This is a genomic window from Thermanaerothrix solaris, from assembly GCF_032334255.1.
GTDB classification, from domain to species: Bacteria; Chloroflexota; Anaerolineae; order Anaerolineales; family Anaerolineaceae; genus Thermanaerothrix; species Thermanaerothrix solaris.
Map to the genome: position 1 here is coordinate 1 of NZ_JAUHMF010000001.1, position 22234 is coordinate 22234.

Sequence of the window (22234 nt, forward strand, 5' to 3'; positions counted from 1 at the left end):
GCGTGCAGGGCAAGCGCGACCCGGGTCCGGCGCTCAACCTGTTCTGGGAGCGCAACGGCAATCCGCCCAGGGAGGCGGTGTTCCCGTGAGGCTTCAGGCAGTTTTCAGAATGTCCAGAATGGTTTCGGGATGCTTGGCGGCAATGAGAAGGAGTGTCCTGGCCGCTCCGCGGGGTTTGCGGCGGTTTTGTTCCCAGTTTTGCAGGGTGTCAATGCTCACGCCCATCAATGCGGCAAATTGGCGCTGTGAAAGCCCCAGGCGCTCACGGATCGCCTTGACGTCCTGAAAGGTAATATCAAACTCGCGAGAAGGCGGGCGTCGTCCGCGAAGAATGTCAGCCCCTTCCTGGACACTGGAGAGTAATTCGGTAAAAGTATCGTTATTCATGGTATTCCTCCTCGACAATCCGGCGTAAGATACGGAGTTGATCGGGGGTAAGGTCAGAGCGCTCGTTCTTTCGGAAAGCAAATAAGAAAAGGATGGTTTCTCGATGGACAACCCAGTAATAGATCAGCCGAACGCCGCCACGTTTGCCTGTTGTGCCGCTCCGCCATCGCACTTTGCGCAATCCACCGCTTCCCGGAATGATATCGCCTGCATCTGGCTTGGCACTCAGAAAGATTTGCAGGGCCCGATATTCATCATCGCTCATTAATTCCAGGATACGGCGGGTGAAGACGGTGGTTTCGATGAAGTGCATCGCGGTCTTGGAACAAAGGGATGAAGTTTCTGTACTGCAGATTATACGCCAATGGCGTATGAAGGTCAAGGCGTTTGCAGAAGCGCTATGTCGGTTGATGGGATTGTTCGAATCATGATTCTCCTGTGGCTTTTGGTCTGCGCACGGTATGATCTGCGCAGGCGGGAGGTGCCGGACTGGCTGACGCTGCCTGCGGTTGGGCTGGCACTGGTGTACCGCCTGCTGACGCCTGAGGGCTGGCTGCCGTGGGTGCTGGCGGGGGTGAGCGTCCTGCTCACCCTGGCGGGAGCATTGCCCGGCGGGGACATGAAGGGGCTGGTGGCGATGGCATTCTTCGACCCGCGCCTGTATCTACTGGCATGGCTGGAGGCGGGGGTGGTGTATCTGCTCTGGCGGGTGTTGCGGCGTGAGCGCAGGATGCCGGGCTATGTGGGGTTTGTGGTGGGGGGAGTGGCCTGGATGTTCGTTTGACGGCTTGCGCTTGATCTGTGGCGCATAGTGCGGCGGAGTGGCGTCAGGGGCAAGCGCATGTTGGGCAGCGTTTTTGTTCTTCAAGAAGCATTCGCTGTCGTCAATGCACGTTCCGCTATCTCTGGCAACTCAATGGGCACAAAAATAGACGCGGGATAAAGATAGCCATCAGGTTCTGACTTGTCTTCATCCACGATGCGATACAAATTGTGTGGCTCGGCTTCAGGGTCGGGCAACCGACGGTAAACTTTATCCACGATCAGGCTAACCGGATTGCTTGCGTTATTGATACAAAGCACAAACTTGTTCATCGAATCAATCTTTATTGGCAATACAACAACGGCAATGCGATAAGTCGCCTAACGGTGTGCGTTACCCGCGGGTGGGCAGGAGGAGACAACGCCGTTTTGACTGAAGCAGCTTCGAGCCATGCAAACTGCCCAAAAACGCGCAGGTTCCCATCCGTTGGGTGCACACTGTGTTGGGTGGCTGCCTATTGAGCAGGTTTCCAATAGGTCCTCCAACCTTTATTGCGCACAACCGCTGAACGTGGTATTTGGAAGAAAATTATTCCCACGCATACCAAATCGCCAGATGCCAAAATCGTTCCAAACAGGGAGATCCATAAGAGGCTTTGTGTCCATTCCGGTCTCATCATTATTAGGAGCGTTGGCAAAACCCCTAAAACAATTAGGGGCATTACAAACACTAACAAGAAGCGATTTCGGGACATCTCACCTTCATAATGAGCATAAAACAAACCTTTCGATAGCCATAAACCAATAATTGAATTTGATGATGTTCCCCAGCCGGGATGAGTAAAGGCATGAAGGAGTTCGTGCACCGGGATAATCAACAATAAAATGAGCAAGGTATTAATGTCGGCTCTGAAAGCTTGAAAGGGAGGCAAATCTTGTTGAATTGAAAAAAGACAAACTGCCCAAACGGCAAGGAGAATCAATGCTACAGGAATGGCAATGACCTGCATGGCGATAGGTCCGGGTTCACGAATACTAAGCCATCCTTCTGCTTCAGGGTTGAAATCTTTGTTTTCGGGTATGCTTCCATAGTGAAAACGCATGATTTACCTCGTTAATTTTGTTCAAAAAATCATCCAAACACATTTTCAAACAGCGAGCCGCCCCAACGGAACGCGCTTCAGCCGCAGCGCCGGAGCGAGCGGAGCGCTCTCGGCTCCACGCGCGGGTTAGCCAGCGCCCTTTTCATCTTTAGAGGTACAGTCTACCGATGTAATAGCAAGTTCTCTTAGGGAAGCAATGTTATTCCAGAGTGGTTTGAATCCCCAGAACAGAAGTTCTAGACCCAAGAAACCAAAACCAATAATCATATTGATTGCGGAGACTAGACGTTCTCCCCTACTCACTGGGAGAATTTGGTCAGGTGCTCCCCATAGTATTGCCATCGCCGCAGCGAGGGCACTGGCAAGTGCTGTTGCTGCTGTAAACGCCTTATCAAGGTAGGCCTTACATTCCTCAAAACAGAAGTTAATCGCAAAGTTACGAGCCGAAGGGTTGTTCAATCGTCGAATTTGCGCAATAGCGTGCTCAAGGAAGCTAAAGTTATCTAGGAAAATAATGCCAGCCGCTGCACTCCCTAAGATAAAGTACCAGGCTGTTGCAATAATGCTGAGATCATACGCGATCGCCTGTTTGACTAGGGTTGCTGTAAGGAAAGCGGTTAAAGTTACAATGGATCGCCACAGTAAGGAACGGTTCAAAACAAGAAGGAAGGTGGCTATCAATGTCGCAATGACTGGAATTAGCTGCCGCACGAGATGAGCACTTGTAATCGGTGCTACACCGATGAAGTAGAAGCCCAAGATTGCTACAAAATCAAAGATCTCCACTGCCAGAAGCGTGAACCAGAGTACCCGATAGTGAAAAGGGCATCTAAGCCTAATGCTGATGTGCAATTTTGGCCTTTGTTTGTTCTGCTTGCTTACTCTACCCATAATTGCTCCCTAGATAAGGTATTTCGAAAAGATCTGCGCTCGTGAAGCGCTGGCTAACTATTAATATACAGACTTCTGATCCACTGCATTTTTGCTGTATATCAAGACCAATGAAGTGGGTTATATACCGCGATTATGCCTGGTTATCAGAGACCCCCCGATAGAATAAATGCTAGAAAAATTATATATTCAACCAGGGAAAAAGTTTAACTGCTTTTATCCCTGATCCATCCTCTCCAAAACCCGAAAAAACTTCTCGACCGATTTCGAGATGCCATTCGCCTGAAGCACTATTATCCATACAGCACTGAGAAAACCTATCTTCACTGGGTCAGGTGCTATATTCTTTATCAAAACAAACGCCATCCGGCTGAAATGGGTATCGTTGAGATCGAAGCCTTCCCCCATCTTGTGAACCTCCAGGGCTGAAACCCGCAATACAAGACGTATTGTATTGCGTAAATTGCCCAAAAACGCACGAAAACTGCGCGTTTTCAGCCCCGTAAGGGGCAAAAAACACGCAATACAACTGAACGGCTTGCACCGGCGGTTTGATTCTGGTATGCTACGGGCAGACGTGCACCGCAAGCCCTGCCCCGGGGAGGTGTGCGTTTTGCTTTAATTCAATCTTTACACGAGGAGGTGCAAAATGACACTTACAGATCGCTTGACGCTGATGTATCTGCGGCTGCGCAACCGCACCGCCGAACTGGACGAGAAGGCACTGCTGATCGCCCTGTTCGTGCTCGCGGCTGTCGTGGGCTTGTCCCCACTGGGACAGGCCATCGCCGCCAAGTTCCAGCAGATGGCGGCGCAATTAGGCAGTTAAGGGGACGGAGATGTTCCGACGGCTGTGCCGCAGGACGGCCGAATTGGACGAAGCAGCGCTGGCCCTGCCCGTCCTGCTCCTGGTCAGCCTGGCGCTGGTGAACCTGGCACTTTTGGGCTTTGCGGCGGTGAACGCCGGGAATGCCGCCGAATACGGGGCGCGGATGGGCAGCGTAGCCCTGGCGAACCAGCCCGGTGCAGCCTACTCGGCCGCGCTCACGAAAGTCAACGCCGTGCGGGTCGGCAGTTACACGGTGAGCGTGAGCGGCGGCGGACGTCCGGGGGCACGCATCGAGGTGGCGGTGACCTACCGCGTGCCGAACTACTTCGGCGGACTGGCAAGCCTGTTCGGAGTGAGCACGCCATCCCAATTCCAGGGGACGGCGCGGGCGTATTTCCGTCAGGAGGGCTGGTGATGTGTTTTCACAAGCCTGAGCGAGGGTCAAGCCTGGCCTGGGCAGCGGTGTTCCTGGCGGTGGTGGTGGTTCCGCTGATGCTGCTGGTGGGCGACGGGACGCGGCTGTGGTACGTGCGCACGCGGCTTGCTCAGGCGGCCGATGCCGCGTGTGCGGACGTCTCGTGGAGCGTGGGCGACCGGCTGACCTGGCAGCGGTTGCGGGACGACCGCTACCTGGCGAACTGGTATCTGGTGGGGCGGGCGCAGAACACCTTCTACCAGATGCTGGCGGAGAGGACGGCGGTTGAGTATGTGCCGTCGTTGGCGCTCAGCCTGGACTGGGACAACGCGCGGGTGCAGTGTCGGGCGCAAGCGCGGGCGCGGCTGACGATGATCCCGAATCAGGAGGTGGCCGTCCGAGCCACGATATACGCCAGGATGCGCTTTGCCACACCCTGATGTCAGACCGTTCCCCGGGGCAGTCTGACGTCACTGGGGCGTCGGATGCTCACACTCCCGACGTGGAGGTGAGCGATGACAAAGGCGCTGGCAGGCGCGATGTGGGCGCTGCTGGTTCGGATGGCGCTCACGGTGATCGTGGGACGGTTGATTGTCGAGGCGCTGATGGGCTACTATGCGGGCATTACCCGCACCCTGATGCGGTTGCTACAGTGACCGGCAAGGGAGGGTCGGCGCTCACTGGGGGCGCACCCCTCGACCACGACCGTATCGGCAGGAGGTGCAATGGAGATTGACGTGAGTGAGATCAAGAAGGGTAACCTGATTCTGGTCGGAATCGGGCTGGCGCTTTTGCTGGGGCTGATGTTCCTCGGACGGGCGTTCACGCCCGAGGGCAACCGCCTGCTGACGTGGCAGGAATGGCAGGTGCGCAAACTCCGGCAAGCCTATCGCGCGGAACGTTTGCGGCTGCTGGAGGACACCAATCGCTTGGCGGAACTGCTGGAAAGCGGTGTGCCCGACCCGGCGCGGGCGCAGGTTGTGGTGCAGGGCGTACGCCATGACCTGGCGGAGGGAAAGGTGGAAACGCTGGCGGATGAGCGACAGCGGGTGGCGGACGCGGCGCAGGCGGTGCTGGATTGGGCGAGCGGGATCGGTGATTACAACGCCGCGGTGGAAGCGGTGCAGAAGGCGTTAGAGGTGCTGGACGATGGTGGATGACCTGCGGCTGCGGATGCTGGACGATTTGCTCGCGGCGGAGCGCAATTTTCGCGACCTGGCGGAGCGCAAGGTACGGGCGCTGACGGGGGTGCTGACCGAACTGGCGTACCGCCTGGCAGGGGAGAAGCTGGAGCAGATGCGGCAGTTGGACCCGTCCGCGCCGAGCAGTTGGAAGCCGGAGGAGTGGCGCAGTTTCTTCCTCTCGATCTCGCTTACTTCGCAGGGGGAAGGCTGGGGCAAGGCCAACGGCAGCGGACAGGCGGCGGAGATTGCCGCTTTGCAGGCGAAGATCGCCGCGCTGGAGCGGGAACTGGCGCGGGTGCGGGAAAGGGGGTATGAGGTGCCGCCGGTAGAGCGGGTGGCGCAGGTGAACCCGCTGCTGGTATCCGCCGGGGAAGGACGGCTGGCGGGCTTCACGCTGCCGAAAATCCCAAAAGCCTGGGAGCACCGCTGGCAGGTGCGGGCGGAGATGAGCAAGGCGGATGCCGAACTGCACCTGAAGCGGCGAGGGATGGTGCTGAAGTGCCTGGCAGAGGGCTTGAGCGTGCAGGTGGAAATCGGGCGGTATGTGGGCGGTGCCACCGGAGCGCAGTACCGCAGCGGGGCGATCCGCAGGGTGTTCGAGGCGCTGGAGGAGAGCGGGCTGATCGTGCGCCAAACGCTCACCCTGCAGGTGACGGGCAGCCTGCCGACGCGCCTGGCGGTGGCGCGGCTGAGCGAGGAGGGGAAGCGGTTTTGTCGGGCGCTGGGCTGGCCGGTGGTGGAAAGCGATTGGGAGCGCCTGATCCGCTTGCATGAAGGCGAGAAGCAGGAGGGGCACACCCTGGCGGTGCTGCTGTTCGCGTCCGCTGCGCGGCTGCGGGGCTGGACGGTGGAGGTGCTGCCCGAGGTGCAGGGCAAAGCCCGTCCCGACATGGTGATCACCAGGGGAGAGCAGCGCTTGTATGTCGAGGTGGAGACCGGGACACGCCTGCACGACGGCAATGCCAAATGGCGGATGAATGCGGAACTGAACGGCGGGCGGGTGGCACTGGTGGCGCGCAACGTGGAAGAGCGCGGGGTGCTGGTGGCGGACTGCCGTCATGCGGCAGAACACGGACACGCCACGGATGTGGAGACGTTGATCGCGGGCAGGCTGGTCGCGGTGAGCGAGGGTGATCCGCTGTGGGCGGAAGAGTGGTGAGTTGCATGAAGCGAAAAGTTTGTTATAATCTGGTTAGCAGATTAGGGACGACCACAAGTCTCCCCGATGCGCTGGCTACCCGCCAGAGCCTGCCCTGTCCGCTTGAGGGCGTGATCAAAGGCTCTGGCGTATTTCATTTTAGGCCCGGCAGAGTGCCGGAATGCGGTGCAAGTCCGCACGGGTCAACTCCGCACGGTGGCCACAAGCCCTGTGAGGACGTGGAACGTTAACAACGGGTGACGCGGGCGCTCCGCTTTGGGATCCCCGCCTGCGGTGAGGGGGGACGGCGGACGGGGATCCCAAAGACAGGAGGTGAACCGTGAATCCCCAAATGGCGTTTGCGCTTGCGGCGCTGTTGCTGGTCGTCACGCCGATACTGTTCCTGGGCGGCTTGCTGGCGCTCAAGGTGCTGCTCATCCTGGCACTGAGCCGGGATAACGAAGAGCGCAGAGCGGCGCTGGTGAGCGTGCTGGCTGGGGCGCTGAAGCGCAGATAGTTTGTTCCACGAGATGGGCTACCCGCTCATCTCTCTCTTCACTCCGCACAGTGCCCTGTGCGGGTGCAAATCCCGCAGGAGTGACCTGCCCGCAAGGGCGCAGCACATTAACAAGTGAGATCGAGGCTTTTTCAAGGTGATCTTTCGCCGCCTGATTACTTGGGCGGGGGAAGGTCACCCGCCAGGACGGTTGCCGCCCCAATTCCTTCTGGAGGTGCGGTATGCCTAAGAACCGGGACTGGCAAGAGCGTGGGGTGCGCATCGGTGGACGTGTCCTTTCGGAGAAAGAGGCGCATGAACTCGTCCGTGAGCTTCGCAAGCGCATTCGAGACCCGAAGGTCAGGAGGGAGGTGGAAGAGTTTCTTGCAGGTCAGAAGGTCGAGATTTCGCCCGAAGGACTGGAGACCCTCCGCCTTATCCTGGTGTCCATCGAGATGATGCGCCCCAAGACGTGACTCTTGCCCCATGAGGGGCGCTACCCGCGCCCCTCATCCTGATGGCTTTCGTTGTTTGTTAGGGACGGGAGCGACCAACCGATCAGGTCATTCAGAGCCTGTTCATCCATTTGGACGGGCTCACCGACGCGGGCAATGGTGAAGATGAGATAGATCATCGTCTCCATGGGGTCAGCGGTACCGTGCTCTAATTGGAGCAGAAGCGCTTCGGGGAGTTCGGTCAGCAAGCGGTCGGTGCAATACACCACAGGGCGGTCGTTGAGATATAGAACCCGTTCATGTAACCGGAAGCGGGGGAGCTGTGCAATTTCCTGCTGGAACATTTCGGCGACGGCCATGCGAACGATGTCGGTGGCCGTTACTCCCTTACGTTTGGCCAGCCAGGCAATCTGGGACTGGGTTTCTTCTGAAAGCCTAAAGCCTTTGATCTTCATGAGAATGTCTCCAAGCTGTTGTTTGTTGTAACAATGTTATAACAAACAATTACGAATGTCAACATCCGCACCTTAACAAGGTTATATCGCTCGCCTCAAGTCCGACTTCGGGCAGCCGCACCTGCCCGCCGATCCATACCCCATGGGTCGGCGGTGCGGCGCCGACCCGAAGGAGGATAAACTATGGGCACTTGGTTCTGCCGCGTCTGTGGCAAATGGCATCGCCACGCGGTCATGGCGAGACGCGAGGATACCGGGCAGGACGAGGATATGTGCGTCAAGCAGTGGCAAAAACGCTGCCCGCACGAGTATCCCAAAACCGTGCAATCGGGAAACAGCGTGTTCACCTATTGCCCGTATTGCTTCAAAGTCCTCTCGCGCAAGCGTCTCCGCTAATCCTTTCCAACCCTGCCACTCCAGGGAGATCACACAAATCTCCCTGGCGGGGTGGCGCCAGGGAGAGAAAGGAGAATGACCATGAACGGCGAAATAGCCAAGCGATTACTCAAAGCCGCTCGGGGCGCTGAAACCGGCGACATCCGCTTGCGGGATCGCTTCACGGTGCGCCACAACGGTCAACCGGTCACGATTTTTGAAGTCTGGTCGTGCCAGACCAACCGGCGCAATCCGCGCACCTACCAGGTCGTCCATCTTCCAAAAGGCTGGCGCTGCACCTGCCCGGACTTCGAGAAACACGGGGAAAAATTCCCGTGCAAGCACATTCTATATGTGCAGGCGCTGGGGGAGGTGTGACATGCCCAGGATTGTTTTGTGGAACCCACCCGCACATCGCCCGGCATACCGCCTGATGGACTGGGATGGCAACGTCCTGGAAGAGGGTCCAATGCTGACCGCGGACGAGGTGTATTGCGACTTGTGTAACAAACATGTACCGCTGAATCCGGCGCCGATGGTCGGCAGTTATGTTCTGTGTCTCGACTGTCTGGAAAAGGTCGAACCGGGCTGGCGGGAGCAGATCACTCCATTGCTGGAGACGATCTGGCGAGATCAAATGGCGAGCGAGTAACACCCCGGCAGGGCCTAAGGCCCTGCCCATCCGCAAACTCCACCCTGCAGAGTGCCTGTGGGCGGTGCAAGTCCGCCGGGGTGATGTCCCGCAAGGGGTAGCACTTTAACAATCGCATAGGCGGAACGGACATGATCACCTCAGGCCGCACGGTTCCTCTCCGTCCATGACCGCGGTCATGGGTGGAAGGGAGCCGTGTGGTCTCCCCCTGACGCCGCAGGGCAAACACCCATTGCCCCCGGCGGCGGACGGGGGCTCGAAACCATTCGTGGAGGTGGATCATGTTCAAAGACCTTTTGGCACAATTAGCCGTCCCATTCCACAGCGGACTGGTGGAATGGAAACCGCAGGCGATCAGTGCGGACAAGCAACGCGCCCTGGCCGCCGCCTACGTGGATATGCGCGATTATGAAGACCGCCTGGATAAGGTCTTCCCCCAATGGACCTCCTCGGCGCAGTTCCTGCTGACGGGCGACAAGGTGGCGGCAGTTGTATCGCTGACATTGGACGGTGTGACGCGGGTGAACGTGGGTGAGGCCAAACTGAGCGATGAAAACGCCTTCACCAGCGCTTTTGCGCAGGCATTCAAACGCGTCTGTTCCGACTTTGGTCTCGGGCGCTATCTCTATCGCTTGCCCCAAGAGTGGTGCACGTATGACGAGAAGCGTCGAGCGATCATCAACCCACCCGAGTTGCCGGTGTGGGCACGTCACCCTGATGAGATCGCCGTCGAGACTCAGGTTACCGCGCCCGCCAAGCCTGCCGATGAGACGCTGGCCGAAAACCTGTGCAAACTGGGCTTTGAGCCTGAGCCAGCGGAAGCCGAAACTGAGCAGGCGGAAGTCGCCGCAGCCGAGCCCGGGTCAACGGTCGTCCACTTTGGACGATACAACGGCAAGAGCCTGGCGGAGATCTGGGCGTTGGGCAAGGAAGGTCAGGGCTGGGTGCGCTGGTGTGCATCGTTGGACGGCAAAGGGTTCAACACCAAGAACGACACGAAGAACGTCCATTTGCAGCGCATGGCGCGGACGTTCCTCAGCCTGCAATCCGCCTATGCGGGCTAGTCCCTGCGGGAATAGAGCCGGGCTTACCCAGCCCGGCTCTAGTAATTTACACATTACTCAAGGAAAAGTTTGTTTTCGGGACCTTTGCTAGAGATCAAATAACACCAGCCTGTAATAAAGCCCATATTGACTGCAATTATAATTTGAGGCAACAGCGTTTGTCGTAGAGTTTTGCGGAAAGTATCGAAGCTTATGTGCTGAAGTTGATCTGCTCGATTAACCCGGAACACAAGCGGATGGTCATCTCCCCATGCCCTTTTGGGGCTGAGGGCAATAATTGGAACGGCACGATATTAAATTGAGGTAAACGGTTCAAAGTAGATCAGATTGGAGAGGTTATCTCGTTTGGAGGCGTTGACGAATTTAAGCGTAGGAACGAGCTTCCCATAGGTTACACAACGCTAAGGTAGAAAGTGATTCAGTCGAAAAATATCTTGCAGGATTTTTATTCTGGAGAAAATACCACGAGGGGCCCGGCCTGGGCGGTAATAAAATATCAGAAATCCCTTGTTATATGGATGCCACGGTCCTAGTGCTCGACCAGTTTATATTCGATGTTCGGCACATTGGGGTTGTTTTGCTGAAAATAGTAAACCATGTGCCATTGACAAAATCCCATCAGGATGTGGATTTGCTGTTTGATGTTACCAATCCAAGCCAGATGAATTTGAATAATCCACCCTAGACGATCTTCGTGAGATGGTAGAGATATGCCATAAGTACGGGCTTCTGGTGGATGCCTATATTGCTCATCCGTCAGATCGCCACTTGTTTGGTATACCTGCGGAAACACCAGCACAAGTGGGGGAAATCGCCAAACAAATGCAGGATATCGGGGTGGATATGATCGGGTTGATGACGGGTATGAGTTATGAAGGGGTCGCCGCGGGTGAAATTCATCCCGAAGTAAGGCGGCGCTTAGAAGCCCTTCTGAAATCTGTCAATGTACCAACGTTAGCCGAGGGTGGGATTAACGATAAGAATTTTCGCGCCTTTATAGGTACGGGTGTCAACATTTTGGTTGTTGGGACCGCTTTCGATGATGTTGCTAGAAATGCCGTTAGAGAGATGGTGAAAACGTTTTTGGGTAGATGAGTTGTAGGTACGTCCAAAAGATCTTTGGTTAGGGTTACGCCAAGGTTGCGTAACCCTAATTTTTCCGTTTTCTGTTGGAGTCGAAAACCGGAATTTTGACATTTTGATTCTCCAGGGCTTGCATGCGCATCCAGCCGAAATTATTTAGGACATTCGACGTAAATTAACGTGGCTCAATGTATGGCCAGTTGAAAGATTGCTGTATGGAGGCGGCAATGACAAAAGTTAGCCTCTGTGCTGCCACTCGTATGGTTGCATACTCCTTTATATCGGTTTCCACCAACACGCCACGGCTCTAAAGAGTAAATGAGTTATACAAGATTTTCTCTCCGTTATACATAGGTTCTTTTTCAATCACAAATCGACGGATTTGGACCTCCCTCTCATTAGCCTCAGACCGACTTAGTTCCGTTATTTCGGAAATTCTGGTCTCTCCAATGCTGTGCAAGGAAGTGCCAATTCGTAACCCCGAATCCCTTGTGATCAACCAACGATCGTGGATGGGGGATTTTCCGCTCGATTTCAAACCCACTATGACTATTTCCGTTGGAGGAGGCTCCTGTTGAGAAATATGGAGGCGCCAATAATTCATGTATTCTTCTTGCCATGGTTGGCGATATTGCTCATTATGTTCCTTGCTGGTCAGAATGTAAACGCGGCAATTCGGATTAACAGCATTTATTTCGTGCAGTATCCAAAGATCCTCGATTCCAAAATAACCGTCAGCGATAAAGAGAAAATCAGAGAGTTTTTCTTTTAACCAACGAATGATTATCTCCCTTGCTTCATGTGTGCTTGCTCCCTCTAAGACTCTGCTAAATTTTTCTGTTTCGTCTTTTAGGGAGACAAACAAGGTTTTTTCCTTTGAGATAGAGAGTTTTTCCGATATCTGAAGGATTAAGTTGCAACTGGTTATGGCGGCTTCAAACAATGGCCGAATATACTCACTAGCGTGAGGTGTGTTCTGATAAAATGATACGCCGTTTTGGATCAGCCAAGCGAATATAGGGTAAGATTGAGTAATGGGGAGCCTTAACCCTTTTAGGGTGTAATCGCGTGCTCGCTCAAAGCGGATAGGCGCAATTTTGCCAGCATTTAGAGAACCTAATAACTGCCATGCCACTTGGATGTAAAGGTCATCATCTTGCTTGGCGACCTCATCGTTTGAAACTTCAGACTTAATAATTTTATCTTTTAGTTTTGCGGCTTCCAATCTTCTTTGTATCATTAATCGCCGTGCTTCTTGCCGCGCTGGATCATCATCGGCGAGAGATGCTAAAGAAGCCGCTAGATCGGGATCTATTTTGTAAGCAAAATCTATGAGTTCCCTTAGTTGATCTGTGGCATCCACCTCTTTTGAAGTATAACCTAATTGATAACCGAACTGGATATACTTTTTTGCCAATGTAGAGGAGAACTCAGCAGCGATGGAGGCAAGCACCTCACAACGACCAATTTGGTCGTGTATACTGGGAATTGACTCGATTTGATGAAAGGCTTCTTCAAGAATCTCTTCTTTTCTCTTGAATTCCTTGTTAGGTAACGATTCGGCAATCTGGGAAAGGATGAATACTCGATCGGCAGTATTTTCGATCTTTCGCGCACGTTCTAGTAAATTAAGCCAATCCAAGGTTTTAGCCGATGGCTTTATTCTAAGCACTTGGGCCTGGGAAACCAGAATGTATCCCTCATGACATATATATTTCGGATTGGGAAATTTTTGAGGAATTATCTGTTCAATTCTTCGGGCGATCTCTGAACGTTGCTGACTAGTGAATTTATTACGGTCTTTGGTAACACTTTCTGCTATTGCATGGACAAAATGAAAGATTCTTGCATCTTGATCAATCTTTTCAAGCAAAGCGATTACATCTACAATATCTTCGTAGGTCAATTTTAGCCAGGGTTCTGGCTTGATTTCGTTATAAGGCTCATCGTCAAGTCTGCGAAATAGGATGAAATTGGCTATTCGAGACAAAGCACCATCCCTATAATCGTCCGGTAATTTTTCAAGTTCAATCAGCGCAGAAGAGGGATGAGAAAGGTAGAGCGCTGGTGCTGCCACATAGATGGCAATCCATCGCTCATGGTCATTTTCCGCAGGAATATTTTGGATTTCGGGTTTTATTCTTGTTCTTACGATTTCTGAGAACTTATCCCCTTCTTCATTAATCTTGAATCGCAAGGCAAGTTCACTATAAAGTGCAATCCGATGCAGCCTTGATGTAACGGCGCCAATGGTTTTGAGTACACGATTTAGGTCATCTCTCGTGTCCAGGTTTTCGGGTAGAAGTCCACTGAAGGCTCTTAATGCTAAATAAACGGATAATAAATAGGCTTTAGCCGTTGAGTCCGCGGACAATTTACCTGTCTGGAAAGAGTTTGTTACATTTTCCAAGAATTTATGAGCCAGATGAGGGGTATCTTTTAAGGCTTCAACGATCTTATACCCGATATTGATCTTTTCCCATTGGGTTTCGATTTGGTTCCAGCTGGCCTCTAATAATTCTAGAATGCGATTTTGATACGAATCTCGGTGTTCTTCAAATAACTTCAGGGATGAAAGGGCCAAAGTGCAAACATTACAACGAATTGCTGGATTTTTTATCACTCTGATATTTTCCAGTAAAAACCGAGCAATTTTTCTATTTTCCTCTGACCCTAAAGCATCTAAATCGCTGAGGCGCGAGATCATCTCTAGATATGCTCTATCTTGATAGTCTGGGTTAGTAAGTTGATCAAAGCACTGCTTTATGAACAAAAGATTAAGTCTCTCATCCGGCACATTCAAGTAGAGGGTAATCAAATCGAGGATTGCTTGGTTTCTCCTCTCCACACCATTTAAAGCGGTGGCGATCTTGAGGGCTTTTTCTGGCCTTCTCTTTGACAAAGCCCGAATAATACCCCGGGTGACTGTGTAATGATCGGCACTCTCGCTCAATAATTTATTTACTGCGTTATCCAAATCGGTTTCCACTAAACTATGGAAACCATCATTCTCTTCTAATTTTCTTTCCGGATCAATGAATTGCAGGGCGCTAACCAATCGGGCGAAACAGATACTTTTAGTTTCCAGGTTTTTTATATCGCTTATATACAGGTACGCCTCTTCAAGTCGCGCTTTACATGCAATAAAGTCTATCCTTTTCTCAGCAGCTGCAAGGGTGAGCAACAATCGAACATAATCTTCAATCGGGCCTAAACGCTCAACAGTTCCTTTCTGACCATCAAAGATTTTGATCAGAGTTCTAAGTCTTTCCGTATCCTTGATGTAAGGCAGTGGTGTGGCTAATTCTCGATAGTCTCGCGCGCTGGGGGCGTATTCGGTTGTGCTGATAGCAACGTTTAGCGCATATTCCACTACCTCTGCCGCATCGTTAGATTCGCGGTTTTTTAAGACCCACGGACGAAGAATGAATAGTTTTTCACTGGCACGTTCAGCTTTTTCTGCTTCGTAGATAATCTGTGAGGCGGAATAATCTAGAAAGGTGATGTTGGAATTACAAAATCTTCTTAACTCCGGATTCTTGATCCGGTTTTGGATTTTATCCATCAAATCAGACCTGGAGGATGTTTCACCTTGGGTTCGACTGGCCTTAAGCGACAATTTTAGAAAGGCAATATCGAGGGCATGCTCATCATCCTCGGAATCGGTGGTCTTTTCGACGATCTCAAACGCCATATTTGGCAAGACATGGATCAGATTTGCGGCAATATCAATAGCCCGATCTCCAAGTTTCGACACCTCAATTTGTTCATAGAGTCCTTTTATTTGATCTTCGATACCAGGTATATCCAACTGATGCCGTTGTTTGGCATTAGCCAGAACGGATAAAAGGAAAAATCTTTCTTCTCTTGAGGGTGCTCTCTCAACAAGCGCAATGGCAGATTGCACGTCTCTTAACGCAATTAGGGCATTGATTTCTGACTCAAGCACATCAGATTGCAGCATCTGAAGAAAAACAGACGTATTAAGTGCATATCCGACAAAATCACCATCCTTGTTGAGTTTTTGGGCAGCGAGAGCACAGTGTTTGGCTGCTTCGCTTAATAGAATAATTGACTGACTTGCATCTAATACTTTAGCCAAGTCTGAAGGAGGTAGAAGATCCAGCAGTTCATTATATTTCCCGGTTTGGCTGTAAAGGACTGGTAAGTAAGCAAACGCGCGCGGGTCATCACGCTTATTGCTTAAGAACTCTATAATCTTGCTCTCAATAGCGTCTTTTATCCGCGAAAGTTGAGCCGACGCAAACTTGCGGAAATGTTCATTCACATAATAAATATGAGTGGCATCTTCACTTAATACCAAAAAGCCGAGGGCCGAGACCATGTCTCCGATTTTGTCGGCCCCAATTCCTACAATTTCAGCAATGTCCTTGACTGTGAGATCAATGCGAGAAAAAGCTAGAACCGCGAGTAAGTTCAAAAGGTCTTTGTTTGAGGTGTCCACTTTTTTCCATTCAAACTCAAATGCCTCCGGGCAGTTTTTTGGCAGATCTGCCATTATTTCTTCGATGGTCCGCCCTGAAGACAATATGCGTCGGATACTGGCAAAAAAACCAGGCATTTTATTAATTTGGTATAAGCGCTTTATGTCATCGCGCTCTAATTCAAAATCTGCCAAAAATTGAGTGGCTTCTTCAAGACCTAACCCTGGTAGTGGGAAGGCTTTATAGTTCGTTTTTTCCAATGCTTTTTTCAATTTAGGGGAGAGTTTATTTTCGTCACACGAAATTAAGAATTTGAAAACATCCCCGCTTTCAAAGGGTAATAGATCAAATATCATGTCTTGATATTGAATATCTTCGTCTGGGATCTCGGTTAAACCATCAAGAATGAAGTAATAGGTACGACGGTAGTTTCTAGCATGCTGATGCAGTTTCCACTTCGTTTTGCCCCACGCTTCTTTTGGGTCTATCTCTTCGAGGTTTTCGATCTCTTTTTTGGTCAGGATCCAATTCGCCTGATTAAGCAAATCCAAGCGAATTTGATCTGGGTCGTAGGAAGAACGTGTTATAGGCTTGATAAACACGGAAAGGGTACACTCTGGATTCTCACGTGCAAATTGAGCCAAAAGCGTAGTCTTCCCTATCCCCTCTTCTCCCTCAACGATAACAACAGAATAATCTGTGAACAGTCTTTTTATCATATCTAGGAAACTCTCGCGGATGATCTCAGGTTGGGGAGTAGGTGGAAAATAACGACATAGTTTTGTGGTATCCATCACTTCAACGAGCATCCTTGTATCCTCCTGCGGTTGCTGAGATTCCGTCCCATCATTTACTTCTCTCGCCACCCTTTTTGTAAAACCTCTCTGCGGGCTTTTTCATAAAGGACCTCGGCGCAGGTTTCCCAATCTACTTTTTGTACTTTCGTGTACCTGATTTCAAATGGGTGTTTCTTAGGCACGGCGTCTATGATTTGTTTGGCTCTTTCCTGCTCTCCATAAGCCATAGCCACCCAAACATCTTCAAGAAAATCGGGTAATTGGCCAAATATGTTGTAAATGACTTCCAATCGTTCCGAAAGTAAATTGTGTACTCGGTCTTCTACCGAGTCTCGATAACGTAGGTTACAGATGTACACCTCGTCAAATCGCTGACCAATGCGTTGAATGCGCCCTTTTCTTTGTTCCAGTCGAGTTGGATTCCATGGCAAGTCCAGATTGATTAGGCTTCCCAACCTCTGCAAGTTCAAGCCTTCGCTGGCAGCATCTGTTCCCAGCATTAAACGAACTCGTCCTTGCATAACCAGTTTCTTCAACTCTTCGCGTGGCATAGGAAGCCATTTCTTCTGATGATATATTCCTGAAGATTGAGCCCCCGAATACACGGCAATAAACTCGTTGGGAATCTCCTCCATTAACCGAGAAGCGAGCCATTCAATTGAGTCGCGGTACTGGCTAAAAATGATGCAACCACGTTCCTCCAACCAACCTTCGTCGAACAAATACTTGCGCACTCTTTCATACTTGGGATCGCCATCACGGTTGTTCTGTAATGCCTTCCATAATCTCCGCAAGATCTCAGTTTCCCGATCGCTAATCTTTTCCGCCAATTTGGAAATATTATCATCCGTTTCTTCTTCCTCTTCCTCCGCTACTTCTTGTAATCTCTGCCCTAAGATTCTTTCCACGGTCTTTTGTCCGGCATAAATTGAACTTCCAATCCGCCGTAAAAGCAGAGTTTCCAGAAAACCTCTGGCCCCATGCAACTCGCGGTATACTTGGCAGAACTCTTCTGCCATTTGATAAGCCTGACGCAAGTACCCCGATAAGGGAATAGCGTCCTCGCTGGCTTCGCCAAACAATTTGACCGTAATTTTTCGAAGATAGGGTTCTTTTGTTTCTGGGTCTATTTCATTTTCCAATTGTTCACGCGTACGACGCACCACGTGACGAATGAGGGGGTTGTAATATTTAACAAAATTTTCAAAGTGATTCTTAATCCGCTGTTGGTCTGAATGCCTTAGTGAGGTGATTCGGTCGCCAGGTACAACTGCTTGATGGTTTGCTAATTCAAGCCTTTGACGTAGAATTTCAAATGTATGCTCTTCACTTGCGGGGGGTAAAGGATTTCGAATCCACTCCCATTGCTCTTCTAGAGTTTGGGGTAAAGGTTCCTGACCGGTGATCAGATTGATGGCTTTTTGAGCATTTCGCCATGGGCTGTGACTATTTCCTAACACAAACTCATTTCCTTCTGCCAATACCTCCAGTAGATCCCAAACTTCCACAGGGTGCAATTGCACGGGAGTTGCCGTTGCTAAAAGCAGGCTGCGCGTGCACCGGGCAATTTTGTGCATAAATGCCAGCAAGTTATTCATCTCCGGCGCGTCTTCAGGGCTTTGAGGATTCTTCCGCCGCGCGCGATGGGCTTCATCCAAGATCACACACTCATAGCGCTGTTTCAACAATAATTCTGCTGCGTAGGAGCCTCTAGTCACCAGTCCAGTGGAGATAACGCCTACCTTGCGTGGGCATTTGAGGATATCATCTTCTCCATTGGATGGATACTGAAGCCCATTCTCATCCACCCATTGCCGCCCATTCCAGACTGCCGATGGCATATCCAGCAAATCGCGCATTTCTGTTTGCCATTGCCAAAGTAGGGTTTTAGGGGCAAGGATAAGGATGGGGTTCTCCCCAGTTAAAGCCATAAGCAGAGCTGAGGTTGCCAACTGCAAGGTTTTCCCTAACCCTACTTGATCGGCAAGGATAAAGCGTGCCTGTTGATAAGGACCATGATGAGCTTCATATGCCAACCGGATGAAGTATTTTTGATGTTCCCAAAAACCCTGATCCTGCCGGTAAATGGGGAGTTCTACTACGACGGGTGCAGGTTCGGGGGCTTTTTCCTTTACGTTCTTTTGCCACTCTGGAATTTCATAAATCACTTGTCGGTGGGACAAGCGTTGTATATCCTCAATAATCGCTTCTGCCAGCGGAATGGCAAAAGGTGAGCCCCACAGGGCGTCAAATTCTTCCTGCACCCACTGCACCCCTTCCGGAGAAGAATCTTCCCAAAGCAATTCGTAATTGAGTTGCCACCCCTCGCGCGATTCGTTTACGCTCCCCAGGAAACTGGTTTTTGTCCCATCGGCTAAGGTGATGACGCCCGCCTTACCATGGATGAGCCCGAATGCAGAATCGGGCAGAACCTTCACCTGCATTTTTCCTTCTCTCAAAAGGCGGTACAGTTTTTCATAGCGCTTTTTCAATGGCTCACTGTCAGGACTGTTTAAAGACAGTTCGGGGCGCGCACTGGTCCATGCCAAACGCAAATTGTCGCGGGCGGCTTGGGCGGTGATGACATCACCGGGCATCAGGGAAGAGTTGCAGACGATGCGCGCCACCCCCTGCATACTTTCTAGTTCCTCTCCAGCGACTTCCAAGAGAGAGGACGTAAAATAACCCGCAATGCGGTCATAAGCCAGCGCACCGCGCAATCTCTCCGTTAGGAATGAGCGGTCCAGCCGCTGGCGCCGTGAAGAAAATCGTCGAATTGGGGACTCAGAGGGTATCATGGCGCACACGGACGCTTAACAATTCTGCCATTTCTCCCGTCTCCCGCCAGTGAGGCATGCCGCTTACTCGGCGGAATTTGGAGAGATAGTTGAGCAGTGCAACGATTTTCTCGCGCTGTTTCCAATAATCCGAGAGTTCGGTTTTCAGGTAGTTCAATCCTGCTCCGGGGTCCTCCTGTTCTATGCTCTGGAAGATGGCAAAAAGCACGTGGCGCAACACTGTCCCGCCAAAGCCGCTGCCACCGAGCATACGGCGGCCAAATTCGCGCGCGGTTTTCAGACGGGTCTGGTTGGCAACTTTATTTGCTAATAGAGCCGTGTAATCGGCGACGCCAAAGCCGCGTGCCAGTTCCTGATATACGCCGTTGCGGTACTCACCATGGGATTCGATCTCCAAGCCCTTGAGGTAAAAGCGTTCTTCCGGGGTGAGCGTGCGCCACACATACCCCTCAATCCCCTGTGGAACCAGGTAATCACAGGCGATTTTTACCGCGTCGCGAATCAGGCGTTCCAGGATGCTCACTTCCCCAGGCTTACGCACGCGGGTGATTTCACGCTCGACATCTATCTCTTCTATGGGTTGTGCCGTGAGCACACGCAGGGCCGCGGCATAGGCGGCAAGCTGGTAATCGGCATCGTTGAAGTTAGGCTCGCTGGCGTCGTCCAAAGCCAGCATGCTTTCCAACTGCTGTTTGACCTCGCGCTCGATGCGCGGCACCAGTTCATCCAGGAAAAGCGGGGTTTGTTCGGTGCGCTTGCGGCACACCAGCAGGACGGTGCCTTGCACATAATTACCCTGCTTGAGAGCAATGTCAGTTTCTGTAGCAATAGTCCAAGCGGCTGTGACGCGTAGACCGGCTGCCCACAGAATTAAAGTGAGGTCTGCCCAGACTGCGGCGTCCTGGTGAGTGAACATGACGATTTGCAAGCCGTTATCGGGCATGTGGGCGGTCAGATTGCGGTAGGCGGCAACCATGCTGCGGCGGAACTCGAGCGGATCACTGCCGCGGATGGCTAGGGCGCGCTTGGAATCGGCATACCAGTCGGGGAAAAGCCGCGGCAGGTGCTTCTCGTACCAGGCGAGGAAAAACTCACTCAGTTCGTGGTAGTTGACCGCGTCGGCGTAGGGGGGATCGGTGATCCAAACGTCGCAAAAACTTTCAACGTTTTTCGCATCTCTTGGAATAACGATTACTCGTTGCAAAGCATGGCGAGTGAAGAAAGTAGAATATTTATAGAAAAAACTTATCCAAGAATAATTTCCAACTCGAATTCCATAATTCAAGATTGTATTCAGGGCTTGATTATAGAAGGTTTGCTCCGTGCCTCCTGGACCTTTAGAAGAATCCGGATTCCACCTGCATAGTTTTGAATTCGAATCAGCAAAGGCCCCTATTCTTAGCAAAACTGCACTAAAGTTTTCTGATATCCTAAGCTTTGATAACTTTTCTCCCAACAGCCCCAACACCAGCAGTTGGCGCGGGTGGAAAAGGTGGTGCCAGTACGTCCAGCCGCGGGTGCGTATTGGTTCGTTGGTCTTATCTCCCTGTTCAATCCGCCGCGATGGCAGGTAGCCTTTTTCCTGCCATTCGGCAAAGCGCTCTATCAGCAGAGCCAGCACTTTTTCCTCACGGCGCAGGTCTTCGCGGGTAGGGGCGCGGTAATGGCGGCGGGTGCGCTCTTTGCCGTCTTCAATAAAAGTCTCTACCCAGCGAATGCAGTACAGCCGTTCCTGGAAGACATCATCCGGGCGCGGTGCCACATCATGGTTCTCCCAGAGGCGCAGATTGCGCCGCATCACTTCCATCGGCGTTTCCATGCCGCAGTGAGGGCAATGCAGGCGAGAGTCTTTCACCGTACCATTCCGCTCAGCGCGTTCCAGTCTTTCTTTAGAAACGCCCTCATGAATTTCCACCCGGTAACATTTCTGTTCTTCATCCGGCAGCCACTCGGCCACCACGCCGTATTTTTCAGAAATCACCCATGAGGGCGCCAGCGGCACCATCCAACCGCATTCAGGGCAACGCGCTTCGGTGCAGTACAGGTACACATCGGCGCGCCAGCCCAAATCGTTGTGCTCAATGCCCCATTCGGTAATTTGCTCATCTACGGCCTGAAAGACCTGCTCCTGAGTCCGGCGTATATCTTCAATAACCTCTTCCCCACTGCCTAGGATGTTAAGTGCCGCCCAGGTTAACAGGGCTGCCACCGGGTTGAGATCCGAAGCATATACCTCACAGCCCATCCGCGCGGCTTCGAACGGGATGGAGCCGCCTCCACAAAAGGCATCTCCCACGCGAGGAATATGTCCAAAGCGGCGTTGCCCCAGTTCAGCCACCAATTCCGGAAGGCTATGGGCATTTGTACCCAGGTGAGCGTTTATATCTTTCCATGCCTCAGGAGAAGGTCCGTCAATTTGCTCGGGGCGCAGGCAGTAAGTCAATTTTTCTGAGTAAGGCAAATGTTCAAAAACCAGTTTTTGCAGAGTCTCACGTTCTGATTTAGAAAGTGGGCGTAGTTCCCAGGTCTTGGTTTCAGGATTTTGGGTTGCGTAACGACGACGATCGGAGGGAGGCATTTTCTGAAGTGTTTCCAGTATAACTGTTGCAGGAATAGCTTTATTCTTCCGTCGCCACAGCCCTTCCTCGTCCATTGTCATCAGTTTGAGAAAGATTTCCATATCCTTTTTAGGGTTTTCGCTGGCTGGTAAAAGCAACCCCAATAACGCCGCACGCACTAGCACCAGCGGTTTGCGTCCCCACCATTTTCCAAGGCTGGTCAGGGTTTGGCTGCCACCAGCCTTGCGCTCTTTATAGGCTTCGGCGGAAATTTTGGCAACAGGAAATTGGGTTTCGATGAAAGTTAGGTCGTCCATGGTTCATCATTTAGGGTTCAATAATTTTTG

At 51.9% G+C, this 22234-nt stretch carries 23 protein-coding genes and 1 pseudogene; 15 read left to right on the top strand and 9 right to left on the bottom strand.

Annotation, left to right across the window (positions count from 1 at the left end):
* Positions 1–93 precede the first annotated feature (93 nt).
* Entirely contained in the window at positions 94–387 is a 294-nt protein-coding gene (nadS, locus tag QYE77_RS00005) for a NadS family protein (RefSeq protein ID WP_315623043.1), read from the bottom strand.
* Complete coding sequence (locus tag QYE77_RS00010; protein ID WP_315623044.1) at positions 380–700, bottom strand: type II toxin-antitoxin system RelE/ParE family toxin; 321 nt, start codon at positions 698–700, stop codon at positions 380–382. Before QYE77_RS00010 ends, nadS begins: the two co-directional genes overlap by 8 nt.
* A gap of 114 nt (positions 701–814) precedes the next feature.
* Here QYE77_RS00010 and QYE77_RS00015 point away from each other — a divergent pair, with 114 nt between their 5' ends.
* Positions 815–1171, top strand: a complete 357-nt coding sequence (locus QYE77_RS00015) for an A24 family peptidase (protein WP_315623046.1) — start codon at positions 815–817, stop codon at positions 1169–1171.
* Positions 1172–1251: 80 nt separating this feature from the next.
* On the opposite strand, the gene QYE77_RS00020 is transcribed toward QYE77_RS00015, so the two are convergent.
* The 3 genes from QYE77_RS00020 to QYE77_RS00030 form a co-directional block, all read right to left on the bottom strand.
* Positions 1252–1482, bottom strand: a complete 231-nt coding sequence (locus QYE77_RS00020; RefSeq protein ID WP_315623048.1) for a hypothetical protein — start codon at positions 1480–1482, stop codon at positions 1252–1254.
* A 182-nt stretch (positions 1483–1664) separates the two neighbouring features.
* Entirely contained in the window at positions 1665–2252 is a 588-nt protein-coding gene (locus QYE77_RS00025) for a DUF3267 domain-containing protein (protein ID WP_315623050.1), read from the bottom strand.
* Between the two features lie 126 nt (positions 2253–2378).
* Positions 2379–3143, bottom strand: a complete 765-nt coding sequence (locus QYE77_RS00030) for a hypothetical protein (protein WP_315623051.1) — start codon at positions 3141–3143, stop codon at positions 2379–2381.
* Positions 3144–3368: 225 nt separating this feature from the next.
* Between QYE77_RS00030 and QYE77_RS15290 the strand changes: the two genes are divergently transcribed.
* The 9 genes from QYE77_RS15290 to QYE77_RS00070 all read left to right on the top strand — a co-directional run bounded on the left by QYE77_RS15290 (position 3369) and on the right by QYE77_RS00070 (position 7681).
* Entirely contained in the window at positions 3369–3572 is a 204-nt protein-coding gene (locus QYE77_RS15290; RefSeq protein WP_399389862.1) for a phage integrase N-terminal SAM-like domain-containing protein, read from the top strand.
* A 220-nt stretch (positions 3573–3792) separates the two neighbouring features.
* The gene (locus QYE77_RS00035) at positions 3793–3972 is read left to right on the top strand and encodes a hypothetical protein (RefSeq protein WP_315623052.1); all 180 of its coding nucleotides are present in this window, start codon (positions 3793–3795) and stop codon (positions 3970–3972) included.
* Positions 3973–3982: 10 nt separating this feature from the next.
* Positions 3983–4387 carry a hypothetical protein gene (locus tag QYE77_RS00040; protein ID WP_315623054.1) on the top strand — a complete coding sequence of 135 codons (405 nt, stop codon included), beginning with the start codon at positions 3983–3985 and terminating at the stop codon, positions 4385–4387.
* Entirely contained in the window at positions 4387–4827 is a 441-nt protein-coding gene (locus tag QYE77_RS00045; protein ID WP_315623056.1) for a pilus assembly protein TadG-related protein, read from the top strand. The genes QYE77_RS00040 and QYE77_RS00045 overlap by 1 nt, the downstream gene beginning before the upstream one ends.
* 75 nt (positions 4828–4902) lie before the next feature.
* A complete protein-coding gene (locus QYE77_RS00050; RefSeq protein ID WP_315623057.1) occupies positions 4903–5043 on the top strand; it encodes a hypothetical protein in 141 nt (46 codons plus the stop codon).
* Between the two features lie 69 nt (positions 5044–5112).
* Entirely contained in the window at positions 5113–5547 is a 435-nt protein-coding gene (locus tag QYE77_RS00055; RefSeq protein WP_315623059.1) for a hypothetical protein, read from the top strand.
* Positions 5537–6730 (top strand): hypothetical protein, encoded by a 1194-nt coding sequence (locus QYE77_RS00060; RefSeq protein WP_315623060.1) that lies wholly within the window; start codon positions 5537–5539, stop codon positions 6728–6730. Before QYE77_RS00055 ends, QYE77_RS00060 begins: the two co-directional genes overlap by 11 nt.
* Positions 6731–7049: 319 nt before the next feature.
* Positions 7050–7226, top strand: a complete 177-nt coding sequence (locus QYE77_RS00065; protein WP_315623061.1) for a hypothetical protein — start codon at positions 7050–7052, stop codon at positions 7224–7226.
* A gap of 221 nt (positions 7227–7447) precedes the next feature.
* Complete coding sequence (locus QYE77_RS00070; RefSeq protein ID WP_315623062.1) at positions 7448–7681, top strand: hypothetical protein; 234 nt, start codon at positions 7448–7450, stop codon at positions 7679–7681.
* A 20-nt stretch (positions 7682–7701) separates the two neighbouring features.
* Here QYE77_RS00070 and QYE77_RS00075 read toward each other — a convergent pair whose 3' ends face one another.
* On the bottom strand, positions 7702–8115 hold the full coding sequence (locus QYE77_RS00075; protein WP_315623064.1) for a ribbon-helix-helix domain-containing protein: 414 nt from the start codon (positions 8113–8115) through the stop codon (positions 7702–7704).
* Between the two features lie 183 nt (positions 8116–8298).
* Here QYE77_RS00075 and QYE77_RS00080 point away from each other — a divergent pair, with 183 nt between their 5' ends.
* The 5 genes and pseudogenes from QYE77_RS00080 to QYE77_RS00100 all read left to right on the top strand — a co-directional run.
* Positions 8299–8511 (top strand): hypothetical protein, encoded by a 213-nt coding sequence (locus QYE77_RS00080; protein WP_315623066.1) that lies wholly within the window; start codon positions 8299–8301, stop codon positions 8509–8511.
* Positions 8512–8592: 81 nt separating this feature from the next.
* Positions 8593–8868, top strand: coding sequence for an SWIM zinc finger family protein (locus tag QYE77_RS00085; protein ID WP_315623068.1), 276 nt, complete (start codon positions 8593–8595; stop codon positions 8866–8868).
* Between the two features lies 1 nt (position 8869).
* Positions 8870–9142 carry a hypothetical protein gene (locus QYE77_RS00090; protein WP_315623070.1) on the top strand — a complete coding sequence of 91 codons (273 nt, stop codon included), beginning with the start codon at positions 8870–8872 and terminating at the stop codon, positions 9140–9142.
* Between the two features lie 281 nt (positions 9143–9423).
* On the top strand, positions 9424–10206 hold the full coding sequence (locus QYE77_RS00095) for a Rad52/Rad22 family DNA repair protein (RefSeq protein WP_315623072.1): 783 nt from the start codon (positions 9424–9426) through the stop codon (positions 10204–10206).
* 675 nt (positions 10207–10881) lie between these two features.
* Positions 10882–11301, top strand: a pseudogene (locus QYE77_RS00100) (beta/alpha barrel domain-containing protein); the annotation flags it as partial.
* Positions 11302–11596: 295 nt separating this feature from the next.
* Here QYE77_RS00100 and QYE77_RS00105 read toward each other — a convergent pair.
* From QYE77_RS00105 to QYE77_RS00115, 3 genes are read right to left on the bottom strand one after another with little or no spacing between them, the layout of a single operon-like run.
* Positions 11597–16543: a hypothetical protein gene (locus tag QYE77_RS00105; RefSeq protein ID WP_315623076.1), complete on the bottom strand. Its 4947-nt coding sequence runs from the start codon at positions 16541–16543 to the stop codon at positions 11597–11599.
* Positions 16544–16584: 41 nt separating this feature from the next.
* The gene (locus QYE77_RS00110; RefSeq protein ID WP_315623078.1) at positions 16585–19329 is read right to left on the bottom strand and encodes a phospholipase D-like domain-containing anti-phage protein; all 2745 of its coding nucleotides are present in this window, start codon (positions 19327–19329) and stop codon (positions 16585–16587) included.
* On the bottom strand, positions 19316–22204 hold the full coding sequence (locus QYE77_RS00115) for an anti-phage-associated DUF1156 domain-containing protein (protein WP_315623080.1): 2889 nt from the start codon (positions 22202–22204) through the stop codon (positions 19316–19318). The genes QYE77_RS00110 and QYE77_RS00115 overlap by 14 nt, the downstream gene beginning before the upstream one ends.
* Positions 22205–22234: the final 30 nt, after the last annotated feature.

Excerpts from the sequence above, each read along its gene's own strand:
- QYE77_RS00110 (WP_315623078.1), bottom strand. The coding sequence starts at position 19,329 with ATGATACCCTCTGAGTCCCCAATTCGACGATTTTCTTCACGGCGCCAG.
- QYE77_RS00085 (WP_315623068.1), top strand. The coding sequence starts at position 8,593 with ATGAACGGCGAAATAGCCAAGCGATTACTCAAAGCCGCTCGGGGCGCT.
- QYE77_RS00040 (WP_315623054.1), top strand. The coding sequence starts at position 3,983 with ATGTTCCGACGGCTGTGCCGCAGGACGGCCGAATTGGACGAAGCAGCG.
- QYE77_RS00060 (WP_315623060.1), top strand. The coding sequence starts at position 5,537 with ATGGTGGATGACCTGCGGCTGCGGATGCTGGACGATTTGCTCGCGGCG.
- QYE77_RS00080 (WP_315623066.1), top strand. The coding sequence starts at position 8,299 with ATGGGCACTTGGTTCTGCCGCGTCTGTGGCAAATGGCATCGCCACGCG.
- QYE77_RS00010 (WP_315623044.1), bottom strand. The coding sequence starts at position 700 with ATGCACTTCATCGAAACCACCGTCTTCACCCGCCGTATCCTGGAATTA.
- QYE77_RS00105 (WP_315623076.1), bottom strand. The coding sequence starts at position 16,543 with ATGCTCGTTGAAGTGATGGATACCACAAAACTATGTCGTTATTTTCCA.
- QYE77_RS00035 (WP_315623052.1), top strand. The coding sequence starts at position 3,793 with ATGACACTTACAGATCGCTTGACGCTGATGTATCTGCGGCTGCGCAAC.
- QYE77_RS00020 (WP_315623048.1), bottom strand. The coding sequence starts at position 1,482 with ATGAACAAGTTTGTGCTTTGTATCAATAACGCAAGCAATCCGGTTAGC.
- QYE77_RS00030 (WP_315623051.1), bottom strand. The coding sequence starts at position 3,143 with ATGGGTAGAGTAAGCAAGCAGAACAAACAAAGGCCAAAATTGCACATC.
- QYE77_RS00115 (WP_315623080.1), bottom strand. The coding sequence starts at position 22,204 with ATGGACGACCTAACTTTCATCGAAACCCAATTTCCTGTTGCCAAAATT.
- QYE77_RS00070 (WP_315623062.1), top strand. The coding sequence starts at position 7,448 with ATGCCTAAGAACCGGGACTGGCAAGAGCGTGGGGTGCGCATCGGTGGA.
- QYE77_RS00025 (WP_315623050.1), bottom strand. The coding sequence starts at position 2,252 with ATGCGTTTTCACTATGGAAGCATACCCGAAAACAAAGATTTCAACCCT.
- QYE77_RS00055 (WP_315623059.1), top strand. The coding sequence starts at position 5,113 with ATGGAGATTGACGTGAGTGAGATCAAGAAGGGTAACCTGATTCTGGTC.
- QYE77_RS00050 (WP_315623057.1), top strand. The coding sequence starts at position 4,903 with ATGACAAAGGCGCTGGCAGGCGCGATGTGGGCGCTGCTGGTTCGGATG.
- QYE77_RS00075 (WP_315623064.1), bottom strand. The coding sequence starts at position 8,115 with ATGAAGATCAAAGGCTTTAGGCTTTCAGAAGAAACCCAGTCCCAGATT.
- QYE77_RS00045 (WP_315623056.1), top strand. The coding sequence starts at position 4,387 with ATGTGTTTTCACAAGCCTGAGCGAGGGTCAAGCCTGGCCTGGGCAGCG.
- nadS (WP_315623043.1), bottom strand. The coding sequence starts at position 387 with ATGAATAACGATACTTTTACCGAATTACTCTCCAGTGTCCAGGAAGGG.
- QYE77_RS00015 (WP_315623046.1), top strand. The coding sequence starts at position 815 with ATGATTCTCCTGTGGCTTTTGGTCTGCGCACGGTATGATCTGCGCAGG.
- QYE77_RS00090 (WP_315623070.1), top strand. The coding sequence starts at position 8,870 with ATGCCCAGGATTGTTTTGTGGAACCCACCCGCACATCGCCCGGCATAC.
- QYE77_RS00095 (WP_315623072.1), top strand. The coding sequence starts at position 9,424 with ATGTTCAAAGACCTTTTGGCACAATTAGCCGTCCCATTCCACAGCGGA.